Origin of the sequence: Pseudomonas agarici, from assembly GCF_900109755.1 — a bacterium.
Classification (GTDB): Bacteria; Pseudomonadota; Gammaproteobacteria; order Pseudomonadales; family Pseudomonadaceae; genus Aquipseudomonas; species Aquipseudomonas agarici.
Window position 1 is genome coordinate 1 of sequence record NZ_FOAR01000010.1, and the last position, 14,405, is coordinate 14,405.

At 57.2% G+C, this 14,405-nt stretch carries 7 protein-coding genes; 4 read left to right on the forward strand and 3 right to left on the reverse strand.

Annotated features, from left to right (window positions below; translation table 11 throughout):
• The 4 genes from BMX68_RS11220 to BMX68_RS11235 all read left to right on the forward strand — a co-directional run.
• On the forward strand, nucleotides 1–1,501 hold a 1,501-nt coding region (locus BMX68_RS11220), incomplete at its 5' end, for a T6SS phospholipase effector Tle1-like catalytic domain-containing protein (RefSeq protein WP_143063277.1).
• On the forward strand, nucleotides 1,498–2,151 hold the full coding sequence (locus BMX68_RS11225) for a DUF2931 family protein (protein WP_074862183.1): 654 nt from the start codon (nucleotides 1,498–1,500) through the stop codon (nucleotides 2,149–2,151). The genes BMX68_RS11220 and BMX68_RS11225, both read left to right, overlap by 4 nt.
• Nucleotides 2,152–2,288: 137 nt before the next feature.
• Complete coding sequence (locus BMX68_RS11230) at nucleotides 2,289–2,942, forward strand: DUF2931 family protein (protein ID WP_074862186.1); 654 nt, start codon at nucleotides 2,289–2,291, stop codon at nucleotides 2,940–2,942.
• 137 nt (nucleotides 2,943–3,079) lie between these two features.
• Nucleotides 3,080–3,736: a DUF2931 family protein gene (locus tag BMX68_RS11235; protein ID WP_074862189.1), complete on the forward strand. Its 657-nt coding sequence runs from the start codon at nucleotides 3,080–3,082 to the stop codon at nucleotides 3,734–3,736.
• Nucleotides 3,737–3,949: 213 nt separating this feature from the next.
• On the opposite strand, the gene BMX68_RS11240 is transcribed toward BMX68_RS11235, so the two are convergent.
• The 3 genes from BMX68_RS11240 to BMX68_RS11250 are packed head-to-tail and all read right to left on the reverse strand — an operon-like array spanning nucleotide 3,950 to nucleotide 14,371.
• Nucleotides 3,950–4,699 carry a class I SAM-dependent methyltransferase gene (locus BMX68_RS11240; RefSeq protein ID WP_256218781.1) on the reverse strand — a complete coding sequence of 250 codons (750 nt, stop codon included), beginning with the start codon at nucleotides 4,697–4,699 and terminating at the stop codon, nucleotides 3,950–3,952.
• Nucleotides 4,696–5,847 (reverse strand): MDR/zinc-dependent alcohol dehydrogenase-like family protein, encoded by a 1,152-nt coding sequence (locus BMX68_RS11245; RefSeq protein WP_026013096.1) that lies wholly within the window; start codon nucleotides 5,845–5,847, stop codon nucleotides 4,696–4,698. The genes BMX68_RS11240 and BMX68_RS11245 overlap by 4 nt, the downstream gene beginning before the upstream one ends.
• 58 nt (nucleotides 5,848–5,905) lie before the next feature.
• A complete protein-coding gene (locus tag BMX68_RS11250; RefSeq protein WP_074862192.1) occupies nucleotides 5,906–14,371 on the reverse strand; it encodes a type I polyketide synthase in 8,466 nt (2,821 codons plus the stop codon).
• Nucleotides 14,372–14,405 lie beyond the last annotated feature (34 nt).

The window sequence follows — 14,405 nt, forward strand, 5'->3', positions numbered from 1 at the left end:
GGCGACAGCCAAGCCTGGAATGCCAATCCGGGAGCCCATCCTGGAAGAGGAGGAAGAAGAAGAGGAGCTGGAGCAAAGCGGTATCGTGCTCCATCTGGGCTTGTTCTTCGACGGCACCGGCAACAATCAGGGCAACAGCGCGATCGGTGAAGGTTGCCGGGCCAGTGACCTGGGTATGGATAGGGAGACGGCGGTCATGATTCGCCAACTCTGTACCACCTATGGCTTCGATGCATCTGGAGTGCCTCCCGACAATAGCTATGGCAATGCCACCAGCAATGTCGCACTTCTGCATGACCTTTATCCGGATCAGGCCGACGTGCAATTACCAAACAGGGTGGAGCAAGCTCATATCAAGGTCTACGTCGAAGGCATCGGCACAAGCAGCGGCCAGAGTGATTCTCTCTACACCCAGAGCAGCGGCCAAGGGGATACCGGCGTGGTGGCCAGGGTCGAACAGGCACCTGCCTTAGTCCTACAGCAGTTACGGCGGTTTCGAGAAAACAACCCCAGCCTCAAGATTCGCCGCCTTGAAGTCGACCTGTTTGGCTTCAGTCGCGGCGCGGCGGCAGCTCGGCACTGCGCCAATGACCTGCTCAAAGGGGCAGACAGCCTGCTGGCTCGGGCCATGCCGGTCGGTACACCGGGGTTTGCTGAAACCTTCGCCTGGCGTGCCGGCAGCGACGTCATCCTCAATTTTATCGGCCTGTTCGATACCGTGACCGGCATCGTCGCCCCGCTGAGCAACGATTTCAGTCCGCACAACGCCCTTAATCCTGGCGTGAATCTACGCCTGGCTCCAGGCAGCGCTCGTCAGGTGGTGCAACTGGTGGCCAACGACGAGCATCGTCACAACTTCTCGCTCACCCGTACCGACACTGATTTGTTTGTACCGGGCTGCCATTCCGACGTTGGCGGCGGTTACCTGCCGCTGGCCACGGAAAACCTGTTGCTGAGCAAACCCGACAGCAGCTTCAGTCCGCCCCAGGAACCCAACGAACATAGCGAGGCTTATCGCCGTACCCAACAGCGCCTCGAACGTAGCCAAGACCACTGGCAGCATTACATCCCGCACGAGGGGTTGAGTATTGTCACCTGGGACACGGGGACCGAACACCAGCGCCGCGATACCCCAGCACAAAAGCGTGTTTATGCGGCCATCGCGGGTGAGCGTCAGGTGCGCGGCGAACTCTCCTTGGTGTACCTGCGGATCATGCGTGCGCTGGGCGTGCGCGCTGGGGTGGCGTTTGATCCCGTTCCAGATACACCAGCCCTTGCCTTGCCTACCGAACTCCAGCCCATCGCCGCCAAGTTGCAAGCCTATGCCTTACATGAGCCCTTCACTCTCCTGAACGCCGAGGACCTCGCGTTGTTGCGCCGCCATTACATTCATCTCTCGGCCCATTGGAATGCCGCCAAAGGATGGAACAACAGCGATCTGGAGGGGGTGTTCATCAACCGTCCCGCCGAGGGTTATCAACGGGCGAAGTACCACCCATGAGTCCGCTTAAAGGCTTGCTGCTGTGCGGCGTGATGGTGTGGTTGAGCGGCTGCGCCCATGGTACCGGGCGCTTGCCGTATGACGCGTGGTACCTGGGGTTGTTCGTCCCCGATTATATGGAGGTGTGGATCGAAACTGCCGATGCGGTGGATATTCAAGACCGAGCCTACCGTCGCGCCATGAGCGGTGTGGCCTCAATCAACAGATCGAAAAACCTCAAGGACGATCCGCGTGGCTGGCCGAAGTTCCCAGGGGCCGGAAAGGGCAAGCTGGTCCTGGGGGCTGATTTACCGCGGCTGATTTATGTGCGCTGGCAATCGCTGGTGGAGCCGCAGACCTATGAGGCCTATATCGTTATTCCCGAGACCACCCGGCAAGCCATGCTTGTCGGTGAGAAAGCGTACTGCGCCGCCGATGGAAAATGGATCACGGATTATCGGAACATGCTGACGGTTGGCCTGGCTCCAGGCGGCATTGCCAGGGTCTGGCTTGGGGGAGCGTGCCTGAAACCCATCGACGTGGCACGGGTGCAGGGCTGGGTGGTGAAAGTGGGGCCTTATGACGGTACGTCAGGCGGCAGGCATCGACCACTATCCGCAATCGCCAAGGAATACATCGAGAAATATGGAGTTCCCTATGGTTCGTGGTAATACCAAAGTCACCTGGGCCATGAAGATCCAGCACCGGCTTCGCGATGCCCAGGCGCAAAAAGATGGAGCAACAGTGATCTGGAGGTGGTGTTCATCAACCGTCCCGCCGGGGCTAATCAACGGGCGAAGTACCACCCATGAACCCACCTAAAGGCTTGCTGCTGTGTGGCGTGCTGCTGTGGTTGAGCGGCTGCGTCCATGGTACCGGGCGCTTGCCGTATGACGCGTGGTACCTGGGGTTGTTTGTCCCCGATTATATGGAGGTGTGGATCGAAACTGCCGATGCGGTGGACATCCAGGACAGGGCCTACCGTCGCGCCATGAGCGGTGTGGCCTCAATCAACAGATCGAAAAACCTCAAGGACGATCCGCGTGGTTGGCCGAAGTTCCCAGGGGCCGGAAAGGGCAAGCTGGTCCTGGGGGCTGATTTACCGCGGCTGATTTATGTGCGCTGGCAATCGCTGGTGGAGCCGCAGACCTATGAGGCCTATATCGTTATTCCCGAGACCACCCGGCAAGCCATGCTTGTCGGTGAGAAAGCGTACTGCGCCGCCGATGGAAAATGGATCACGGATTATCGGAACATGCTGACGGTTGGCCTGGCTCCAGGCGGCATTGCCAGGGTCTGGCTTGGGGGAGCGTGCCTGAAACCCATCGACGTGGCACGGGTGCAGGGCTGGGTGGTGAAAGTGGGGCCTTATGACGGTACGTCAGGCGGCAGGCATCGACCACTATCCGCAATCGCCAAGGAATACATCGAGAAATATGGAGTTCCCTATGGTTCGTGGTAATACCAAAGTCACCTGGGCCATGAAGATCCAGCACCGGCTTCGCGATGCCCAGGCGCAAAAAGATGGAGCAACAGTGATCTGGAGGTGGTGTTCATCAACCGTCCCGCCGGGGCTAATCAACGGGCGAAGTACCACCCATGAACCCACCTAAAGGCTTGCTGCTGTGTGGCGTGCTGCTGTGGTTGAGCGGCTGCGTCCATGGTACCGGGCGCTTGCCGTATGACGCGTGGTACCTGGGGTTGTTTGTCCCCGATTATATGGAGGTGTGGATCGAAACTGCCGATGCGGTGGACATCCAGGACAGGGCCTACCGTCGCGCCATGAGCGGTGTGGCCTCAATCAACAGATCGAAAAACCTCAAGGACGATCCGCGTGGTTGGCCGAAGTTCCCAGGGGCCGGAAAGGGCAAGCTGGTCCTGGGGGCTGATTTACCACGGCTGATTTACGTGCGCTGGCAATCGCTGGTGGAACCGCAAACCTACGAGGCCTATATCGTTATTCCCGAGGCAACCCGGCAAGCCATGCTTGTCGGTGAGAAAACGTACTGCGCCGCCGATGGCAAATGGATAACAGACTATCGCGACATGCTGACGGTCGGCCTGGCCCCTGGAGGCATCGCCAGGGTCTGGCTTAGAGGCGCATGCCTGAAACCCATCGACGTGGCACGGGTGCAGGGCTGGGTGGTGAAAGTGGGGCCTTCGGGCGGTAAAAATGATGGCCGGTACGCATTGCCCCTGAAGCCAGCCGCCAAGGAATATATCGAGAAATATGGAGTCCCTTATGGTTCGTGGTGATACCAACACACTCGCCCCGCTTCTTGACGTCACCCACCAACGGCAACGCCCATGCATGAACATTCAATACACACGACATTTTCATGCCCGCCCCTTACGGCACTCTAAAATGAAAGAGATGGATTTCCGATGTTGGAGACAGGCCGTCATCTCGCCCTTGGCAATACCGTTCGCGTTGCATCCTTGGCGACAAGTGCTCACACAACTCAAAACCTAGCCCTTTCGCAACATTGCTAACTCAGGATTTAATTGAGTAACCAATTGTTCTCCTCGCCTTGCGGTAAATTTTTCAATTTTTTCAAATCTCGAAAAATCACAGCTATCGCCACACTCCTTCGGTACTCTTATGTCAACCACCAGCTCGGTACCACTGCAAAAATCATTAGCAATAGTGGCCATCATCTCCAGAAAAACCTTCTCTTGAATATAGTAACTCAAACCAAGAATAGAAAAAAAAGCTGGAACATCCTTTGAAAATCCAGAGCTCACTAATGACGCCTGAAAATCTTGACGTTCGAAATCTACCGGGACACAGTGCAGATTGGCGGGCATATCCGACAACAGCTTCATCACCAGCTTTTTCTTGTATTGTTGAGTCGTCGGGGCATCTAACTCCCAAACCCGTAGTGCCTCCATGGAGCCGACCCTTCTCAGGGCAAATGAATCAAGCCCCGCACCTAAAATAATATAATCCTGGATATTTTTTTCGAGCGATCGCTCAAGTGCATCTTCGGCAAAACGCGCTCGACACAGCACACTGGCCTGGGCCGGGCGCAAGTCAGCCAACAGCGTATCAAACACGCAAGCGGCGAAAAATCTGTTACCGCAAACAAAACGCCAAAACCCACTGGTAAGCTTGATCGCCCATGGATCATTGAAAATGATCGGACTATCGTAGAGTCTATGTTTCGCACGAACTGCCGCAACGATACTCGCCGTCTTGCTGATACGTTTGTCTTTCATACAGAATTAACACTGTAGACCGGAAAATAAGAGGACAAACTGCCATTTGCATACGCCGACACCAGTTCCGGGATGCTGTCAAAATCGTATTCAACCGTCACCGTCGGCATCCAGTTATTGGCTTCGGCGAACACCATAGCCTCACGAACCTCCGAATAACAGGCAGAATGCGTGTGGACATGAATATGTCGCCGAATACACTCGCTAGCCCGTAAAAATGTAGTTTTCATTCCCAGCTTCCAACCGGCAGTGGTGATCACGCCTTGGCGGGCCAACCCGCGCAGAGAGGCCCGTTGAACGGGGCTTCCTATGTAGTCTACAAATATCGAAACGCCTGCATGTCGGGTCCGCTCTTGGACGATTTCAATAAATTTCTTTTCTGCCGCGTTATACGCCATTTTATAATCGGCATCGGTATAATATTTGTTTTCATCGTAGTTGAGATCCGCTAGCAGGCGTCGATCAACTATTTCGAGACCAAGAGCTTGCGCTTCATGTTGGCGAGCCTTATTGCCCGCCACCAGGGTGGGCTCGCATCCAAAGTGACGGGCCAGGTCAAGCTCGGCAACCGTTGTTCCGCCACCCCATCCCCACACCAGTGGAACCGGAAGAGCCGCTTCATTCATTTGCAATCTCAAACACCCGTAGGCAACTCTCCAATTCGACCATGCAGTGAGGTAGCGAATTGAAAAGGCGGCCCATTGCTGCAAAGTAAAACGAGAGTCATCGGGAATGGGGAATAAATTGTTCGCCGCAACCTTCGTGCGCTTGGCTAACAAGCCTATCGTATTGGGTGCATCGTAAGCATGGGCCAGTTCAACATAACCATATCGATCACACTTAGTCGCCCCAAAAAACAAACAGTTATCACCCTCTGAAAGGCCAGTAACGTCACGACCACATTTAAGTACACGAACCACTCCAGAATTACCCAGCACCACCTCCGGCTCTCCTCGCGCCACACAAATATCGATCGGTGAGCGTTCGATGGCATGCGTCATATTGCCTTCCCAGGAACCGAACAATGGTTCAACCAATACTTCCGAATCTTTGATTTCGCCAAACTCAATGGCTTTTCTGATTAAAGAGTCAGTTGCACCGCCCATAGAATCGCCAGAACGCAAAACCCAAGCATCCGCAGTATACATAAGTCACCCTTAATTTAGATTAAGATCATTTAAACCCCACAATCCTCATCTAACTGATTTAAGTTAACGAGGCAATCCATTCCTCTACAGCCGTTGCGGTTTCCTTCTCTTGCAGCATGGAGTTGTGATCTCCCGAAACTGTCACTGTTGCAGTTGAGCGATCCCAATCCGAACGCCATTCGTGCTCTTTAAGCCCGCTCATACGCTCAGACACTTGCACATGTAAGACAGGGGCGGACAGCTTTGGCGGTTGCCAGTGTTGATTGAGCTCGCTGCCATCTTTGTCAAGCGGGAAGAACATCCGGCTATACCAGGCCATCGCTGTCAGCGCCGTGTCCGGAATACTCCCTAATAAAGAGGTGGTCTCAATAGCCTGCGCGCTCAGTTCGGCTATTATCGACGCAGTGACTTGCTCCATCTTGTGCGAATCCAATAGCACTACCCCTACCGGCCCACGTCCGATGCGCTCCAGATACTCGGCTACCCTATACGCAACCCACCCTCCCGAAGAATGTCCCAGGAGGACAAAGGGTGCATTCCCGGCACTGGCGAGGACGAGTCGCGCTCGCGAGGCCACTAAATCATCGAGATTTTCTGGTAATGGCTGACCGCTGCGATAACCCGAATGTGGTACGACCAACAGGTCACGTCTGCCTCTGAACTCGGCAGCAAAACGCGCAAATACAATGGGCCCGGATGGCAGCAGGAAGGACGGGAAACACAACAAACAGATTGCCTGCGGACCACTGCTCAGTCGAACGGGCGACGCTTCAGCTTGCGCTACCGCCTTTGACTGCTCCGTACTGACGCGAGCTTGCATCGCTGTTTCTATGGCTTTCAGACTCTCTTCATAGGCCCCTGTCACCCGCGCCTGGCGAAGCAGTCCAATCAAGCGTCCATCCTGCTCCTCCGGTGAGGAGACGGCTGGCACCGATGAGCCCGTGGAGAGTTCGGCCTCAAGACGCTTTAGCAGAGTCACCACCAAGGCTTCAGGAGTGGGGTGATCGAGCACAACTTTGACTTGCAGTGACAGGCCCGTTGCCGCCGCCAGATTGTTTCGCAGTTCAACGGCCATAAGAGAATCAAGCCCTAGTTCCTGTAGCGAACGAGTGGGCTCGATCTCTGTCGCGGCAAGGCCAAGAACCGTGCTGGCTTTGCTGCGCACAAGCTCCAGCAGAGCTTGCCGGCGATCGGTACTCGGTAGCGCCGACAGCTGTTGAGCAAACGAAGCACTCGCAGTGACGCCACTGGCGGTCGGCCGCTCGCGGCGGCGGCGTAACAGCCCACGGAACAAAAGAGCGGGACCATCAGCGCGAGCAGCGAGTCTGTTCATATCAAAACGCGCTGCGACCAGCGTAGCCTCTGGCCTCGCCAGCGCCGCATCGAACAAAGCCAGGCCTTGAGCCGACGAGAGCCCAAGCACACCTTGCTGCTCCATTCGCGTGATATCGGCAGCGCTGAGTTTTGCCACGCCAGATACCTGCTCCCAATATCCCCAGGCTATCGAGGTGGCGACAAGCCCTTGAGCTCGGCGTTGCTGCGCCAGGGCATCGAGAAAGCTGTTGGCGGCAGCGTAATTGGCTTGACCGGGACTACCGACAAGGGCGGAAATCGAAGAAAAGAGCACGAAGGCCGAAAGGTGCAGGTGCAGGTGCAGCGTGAGCTGATGCAAGTGCCAGGCGGCATCGAGCTTGGGTAAGAAGACTCGATCAAGACGCTCGGGGCTCATGGCATCGAGCACGCCATCATCAAGAATACCGGCCGCATGCACGATCGCGGTCAGTGGATGGGCCGCCGGAACGCGGTTCAAAAGGTCTTGCAGCGCGGCGCGCTCGGCGACGTCGCAGGCCATAATGGTGACCTCGGCACCTGAGGCCTGCAACTCCGCAAGCAAGTGGGTCGCGCCGGTCGCGCCAAGCCCTTGGCGTGAGACCAACAGCAGGTGCTTGACCCTCCATCGACTGACCAGATGACGGGCTATCAACGCACCCAACGTGCCCGTTGCACCCGATATCAGAACGGTGCCCTCTGGATCGAATGCCGGAGCGTCGGAGCGAGTGACCAGCGCCCGGCCAGCAAGGGAGCCTGCGGTCACAGGGTGCGATCCCACGGGCGCCTTCGGGGTCGCTAACAGATCCTGCGCACCAACCCTGGCCAATTGAGGGAGCAGACACTGCCCGTTGCGCAAGGCGAATTGCCGATGCCCCATGGCTACGCCCTTGGACAGCACGCGGTATGAAGCTTCGCTATCGTCGGTATCGACGAGGAAAATCGGCAGATCGGGGTTCTCGCTTTGCGTGGTACGGGCAAGTCCCCAGAGCGGTGCGCAAGCGAGCTCAAGGAGAGCGTCATCACTCGAAGTGGCAACTGCGTGAGACGTCAGCAGAACCAGTCGCGTGGAAGCAAGGCGAGAGTCTTTGAGCCAACTTTGCAGAAACGACAGCTCCAGAGCGGCTGCCCCATGGGCGGCAGCCACCAGATCCTTTGACGCGGGTACTGGTAACGCCAGAATGACAATATCAGGAGCCGCCGCACCGTCATCAAGCGACCGCTGCAAGGCCGGAAGATCGGGGTAACTTTCACCCTCAAGCCCGTCTGTCTGTCCCTCTTGCTTGTCGCCACAAACACCGAGAAATGCGCAATGCACAAAGGTGGCGGCGACCTTGGACCAAGGTGAAGGGGTCCAGCGAAGCTCAAGCAGCGTGTCTTGAGTGTTGAGTTGCCTGGTGGAGACGGGGCGCAGCGTCAACGCCTGAATCGAGGCCAACGCGTTGCCATCAGCGTCGGCGATATCCAGTTGGATATCGCCTGACTCTTTTTGCCGCTCCAAACGCACTCGTAACAAGCTAGCGCCCACCCGGAGCAAGGAAACACCCATCCAGGAAAAAGGCATCGCGAGGGGCGCCTGGCCAGCGTCGTCAACCATCAATGCATGCAGCGCCGCATCGAGCAATGCAGGATGAATGGCAAAGTTCGCGGCCTCCTCTACGAGAGTGTCAGGGAGCCGGACTTCACAGAAAATCGCCTCATCCAACTGCCAGATCGCGCGCAAGCCCTGGAAATCGGCGCCGTAGCTCAAACCGAGCGCAGCCAACCTTTCATAGAGTCCCTCGATAGATACAGATACGACTCCCTCGGGCGGCCATCGGCCCAGATCGAAAGAGGCCACCTCGATCTCGGCCGCCAGCGTCCCACTGGCATGTCGCACCCAAGGCGTATCCGCAAATCCGTCCTGGGCCTGGCTGTAGATCGTCAGTGGCCTTTGGCCCGTTGCGTTCTGGGCGCCGATAACCATCTGCAACAGCACCGCACCCTCGGCGGGAAGTGCCAGGGGCGCTTCCAGGGTGAGTTCTTCAACAAGATCAAGAGCAACATGATGCCCCCCCAGCAACGCGAGTTCGAGTAACGCCGTGCCCGGCAAAATCACTGAACCAGAAACGTTGTGACCGGCGAGCCAGAGCTGCTCGGCGAGAGATAAGCGACCACTGAAAATATAGCCCTCGCCGTCAGCCAGGGTAATGACGGAGGCCAATAGCGGATGGTCCACCGCTCCCTGCCCCAAGGTAGCGGCATTGGCTTCTTTATGTTTGCTGGCCTTCAGCCAGAAGCGCTCATGCTGGAAAGCATACGTAGGCAGCCCGACCGCCTGCGCCGGATAAGGTGCAAAGAAGCGCTTCCAGTCCACCGGCAAGCCTTGGACCTGTAGTTCGGCGACAGACAGCAGCAGGCGGGCAAGGTCGCCATTCTGGCGACGCAGCGTACCGGCAACAGCCGTGGCGAACGATCTCTTCTCCAGGGTTTGTTTTAGCGCGACGTTCAGTACAGGATGAGGACTGACTTCAATGAAGAAGCGGTGCCCGTTATCCAACAGCTTTTCAGTCACGTCGACAAAACGCACGGTCTGGCGCAGGTTACGGTACCAATGCCGAGCATCCAGCTCCGTGCCCTCGATCAGGTCGCCGGTCACCGTTGAATACAGCGCGAGCTCACTGGTGCGAGGTGCGATAGGAGCAAGGTGGCGCAAAAACTCCTGACCGACACTCTCCACCAAGGCACAGTGCGAGGCCCCCTCGACATTTAGCCTGCGAGCGAAGATTTGCGCCTGCGTCAGTTCGTTCAATAAAACTTCAATGGCCTGCGCCTCCCCCGCCACCAGTGTCGCATCCGGGCTGTTGACTGCCGCGATAGACAGCCGTTCGCCCCATGGCATCAGGTACGGCGCCAGGGCTTCGGCACCGAGTGCCACGGTCAACATCGCACCTTTGCCTGGCAGGCCCTTGAACGCCTGGCTTCGCCGAATAACAATTTGCGCCGCATCCTCGAGTGACAGCGCTCCGGCAACAAAGGCCGCGGCAATCTCCCCCTGGCTGTGACCCACCACGGCATCGGGCTCGATACCCATCGAGCGCCAGAGCGCCGCCAGCGATACCATTACAGCGAAAAGAACAGGCTGCACGACATCGACTTGATTGAGTTCACGATTGTCGATGCCGCTCAATACCTCACCTAAGGACCAGTCGAGATAGGGAGCGAAGGCACGCTCGCACGCCTCGATCTGCGCTTTGAACACCGGTGCGGTTGCCAGCAGCACGCTCGCCATACCCGCCCACTCCGAGCCTTGCCCGGGAAAGACGAAAACCACCTTCCCTCTAACGCTACGGCCGCTAGCGCTCCTTGGGACGGGCAAGCCCTGGGCCAAGGACTCAAGCGCGACGAGTAACTCGTTGCGTTCCGCCACGACGACGGCGGCACGATGCTCGAACTGCGTTCGGTGGGTCGCCAGCGAATAGGCCACATCGACCAGGGCAAGGCCCGCATCGGCCAACAGATGCTCGTGCAAACGCCGGGCCTGGGCACGCAGGGCCACCTCACTCTTTGCTGAAAGCAGAATCGGCCAGGCATCTACTGGTGGCAAGGAACTCTGGACCGATGGCCGCGTGGCATCGGGCGCGTCTTCAATAATCACATGGGCGTTGGTGCCGGACATTCCGAATGACGAGATACCCGCACGACGTGGGCGACTACCAGCCTTCCAGGGAACGGAATCGGTGAGCAAACGAACACTGCCAGAAGACCAGTCGACATGCGGTGACGGACGTTGCACATGCAGGGTTTTGGGCAACACCCTATTCTGCAGGGCCAGAACCATCTTGATGACCGCACCGACACCAGCCGCTGCCTGGCTGTGACCAAGATTGGACTTGAGGCTGCCGAGCCACAGCGGTTGTTCGCGGGAGTGGGCGCTACCATACGTCGCAAACACCGCCTTGGCCTCAATCGGATCACCAAGAGGGGTTCCCGTACCATGAGCTTCGACGGCATCCACGTCTTGAGGGGTAAGCCGGGCATTGACCAACGCCTGGCGGATGACACGCTCCTGCGCAAGACCGTTAGGTGCCGTCAAGCCTTGGCTTTTACCGTCCTGATTAATCGCGGAACCTTTGATCAGCGCCAGTACCGGGTGACCGTTGCGCTTGGCATCGGACACACGTTCCAGTAACAACATCCCCGCACCTTCGGCCCACCCCGCGCCGTCTGCCTCGGCAGAGAAAGCTTTGCAGCGCCCGTCCGCTGCCCCCGCGCTTTGCGGATCCAACAATATGAACGTATTCAGGGTCGCCATGACCGTCGCCCCACCGGCCAGTGCCAGCGTACACTCGCCGCGTTGCAGCGCTTGCGCAGCGAGATGGAGAGCGACCAGGGATGAACTACAGGCCGTATCGACACTGACCGCCGGGCCTTGGAAATCAAAGAAGTAGGCTAGACGACCAGCGGCAACGCTCGTCGCACAGCCAGTGACCACATGATCTTTCAAGTGCTCGATGCTTGAGGGCGGGTGTTGCGCGAGGTAGTCATTGGCGAAAATGCCGATAAAGACACCACTGTTGCCACCATCGTGCTGGACTGGATCAATGCCCGCACGTTCCAGCGCCTCCCAGGCGAGCTCGAGCAGTAACCGTTGCTGCGGATCGATAGCCAACGCTTCGCGCGGGCTCACGCCAAAAAAGGCCGGATCAAAACCATCGCAGTCATAAAGAAAACCACCTTCGCGTGCATAACGCTTGTCCGTTGCGCCCGAGGTGAGACGGTAAAAGCCATCGAGATCCCAGCCGCGATTCTCGGGAAACCCTGAAATAGCGTCTTCTCCATCGACTAGCAATTTCCACAGCTCTTCGGGTGTACCGGCGCCCGGGAACCGACAACTCATCGACACGATGGCAATAGGGTCCTCTTCTCCCTCCACTGAACACGGTGCTCCAGAACTCGCATCGGACTCCGGCAGACGCCCCAAAAGTTCAGCGGTCAAAAACGCAGAGAATGACAATGCAGTGGAGTGTTCAGACGCAACGCTTCCTTCAAGCCGAAATCCAGTAGTGGCGGCAAGCCTGTTGTGCAACTCGACAACCATCAGGTTATCCAGCCCCAATTCCTGGAAGGAACGGTGGGTGGCGATTGACGTTGCTGCGGGAGATTCGAGGAGCACAGCCGCTTCGGCACAAACGAGACCGAGCAGCCAACGACTGGTCAACAGACGGGTGAGCTGTTGAATGCTGGGATAGTCATAGAAAGCCGTGACGGGCACCTCCAGGCTGAATCGCTCCGTCAATTGGCTCATGAGTTGGGTCCCCTGGATCGAACTCAGCCCAAACTCGGCAAAGGGGCGGCTGATATCGACAGCCGATGGCGGCAACATCGTCAGTTCGCAGACACAGGCGATCATAAATGCTTCAAGATCAGCGGGTAACGAACACAACGCCGCTGGGGGGCGGTCCAGCGCAGAACTTTCTTTTGCCATGGCATCGCGACGATCCCATTGCGCGATCGTGTGCAACGAACCATCGAGGTAGGCCTGCCTGGAGGACGCTCGCTGAATCTTGCCGCTGGATGTCTTCAGTGTGCTGCCGGGGCTGATCAGCACGATTGCCTCAACGGGTAGCTCATAGATCGAGCCGACCGCCCGCCTGACCGCCGCGAACATCTCGTCAAACGACCAGCGAGCATAATTGCGAACCAATTCCTGCACGACGATAACTTTTTCCGCCTCCTCCCGTTCCACGGTAAATACCGCGCAGCCACTGGGTTTGAACGCCGGATGAGCCAGCACAATCTCTCCCTCGGCGTCCTGAGGGTAGTAATTGCTGCCACCGACAATGATCAAATCCTTAATCCTGCCGGTAATGAACAGCTCGCCTCCATTTAGAAAGCCAAGATCGCCCGTGCGCAAAAAGGACGGACCGGTGGCGTCGTTGGCCAACCTGGCGCCAAACGTCTGGGCGCTCTGCGTCGGACGCTGCCAATAACCACTGGCTACGCTGTCATTTCGTAGCCATATTTCCCCGATACATTCGGCCGAACACGTTTGCCCATCAGGATCGACAATTTTGAGCGTCGTACCCAGTGCCACCGGAGCACCGCAAGACACAATTTCGCTGACCGCCTCATCCGGCTTTGCCGGTTGGACAAGGTGATGTTTTAACGCCTCGGACGATAGTTTGAGACTGCGCGTCGGCGAGTTCCACTCCTTGGCGGTAACCAGACAGGTCGCTTCCGCCAGTCCGTATCCGCCGCTCACGGTGTATGGACTGAGGCCATAGGGAGAGAACTTTTCGTTGAAGCGCCGGATGGCATTGGCTCGTACCGGCTCCGCACCGTTAATTGTCAGACGCCAGGACGAGAGATCGAGCCCCTGGCATTCAGCTTCAGTCACTCGGTCGCAGCAGTGATCATAGATAAAGTTCGGCCCCATTGTATGGCTGCCGTTAAAATTTGAAATAGCCTGCAACCAACGAGCCGGCTTTTGCACGACCGAAAGTGGCGGCAACAAATAACTTGAGACACCTTTGTAGAGAGGAAAGAGTACGCCATAGAGCAAACCAAGATCATGAAAATGAGGCAGCCACGTTACAATTCGACTGTCTGTTTGATGACCGGCACGGTGATCGAAAAGAGCTAAATTATGCAACAGATTTTGATGTGAAAGCATAACCCCCTTGGGAATCGCCGTCGACCCTGAAGTGTATTGCAAACAGGCGAGTTGATGAGCGCCAAGAGGCTGCGGGGTAAATGCATAATGCCACCAGACCTCGGTATTATCGGTCGCAAACCATGCTATCTCGGCAAAGTCAGGATAATGACCAACAAAGTCCGGAGCCTGCTGAATTATCTGAGTCACGCCCAATATGATTGCCGGCTTAGAGTCTCGTATAATCGCCTGAACGCGCTTGCCCTTGGGTCCATTATCGGAGAGCCGCGCCGGGGCCACAGGCACAGCGATCACACCCGCAAACATACAGGCCATGAACGCTTCGATGAATTCGAGCCCAGGGGGATAGAGAAGCACGGCTCGCTGGCCGGAATAACCATTTGCAACAAGCCAACCAGCCAGGCGCTGAGCACGATCAGCCAGTTGCTCATGCGTGAGGGTGAAGCCAGGTACTTCACCCTCGTACAAATAAGTCAGTAATGTGGCAGGTTGATGTTCGACATTTGCGAGAAATAAATCGATGAGTGACTCAAATTTCATATCCCCTCCTTGGCCAGCTCCGGTCCATCTAACG